Origin of the sequence: Bartonella tribocorum, from assembly GCF_002777915.1 — a bacterium.
Classification (GTDB): Bacteria; Pseudomonadota; Alphaproteobacteria; order Rhizobiales; family Rhizobiaceae; genus Bartonella; species Bartonella tribocorum_A.
Window position 1 is genome coordinate 1 of record NZ_NJGE01000084.1, and the last position, 731, is coordinate 731.

The following is a 731-nucleotide window of genomic DNA, read 5'->3' on the forward strand; positions in this document are numbered from 1 at the left end:
TTGTATCATTGTATCAGTTGAATCAGACGTTAGCGAGTTATTTAGGCGGGGGAGCGAGCTATCAGGGCGGTCAATGGACAGCGCCTGAATTCCAAGTAACGCAGTTCAAGAGTGATGGGAGTTCTGGTGAGAGTAAGAGTTATGATACAGTAGCGGGAGCGTTTGAAGGCGTTAACGGAAGTTTGTCTGGTATCAACGATCGTCTTAATGATGTAGCGCAGAATGTTACGTCGAACAGTTTGAGTTGGAATGAAGAGTTAGGAGGCTATGATGGTCGCCATAATGGATCGGATAGTAAGATTACGCATGTAGCGGATGGAGATATATCGGAAGGCTCGAAAGAAGTTGTGAATGGTGGCCAGCTCTGGGARACGAACCAGAAAGTTTCAGCGGTTGAAAATCGTGTAGAGAGCATAGATCAGCATGTTAAGGATGTTGAAAGTGCGGTTACGAACGGTGCAGTTAACTACGATAAGGATGCTGATGGCAAGAAAACGAATAAGATTACGTTAGTTGGAGGTAATGAAAGTGATCCAGTATTGATAGATAATTTAGCGGAAGGTCGTATAGAAAGTGGTTCGAAAGAAGCGGTAACGGGTGGTCAATTGCATGATTATACGGATCAGCAGATGAAGCTAGTGCTTGATGATGCGAAGAAGTATACGGATGATCAAGTAAGTAGTCTTGTCAATAATGGTGTTAATGAGGCAAAATCTTATACGGATATAAAG

Annotated in this window: 1 pseudogene; it reads left to right on the forward strand. The window is 43.2% G+C overall.

What is annotated here, in order from left to right:
- Positions 1 to 731 (forward strand): annotated as a pseudogene (locus tag CER18_RS09785) (Vomp family autotransporter); the annotation flags it as partial.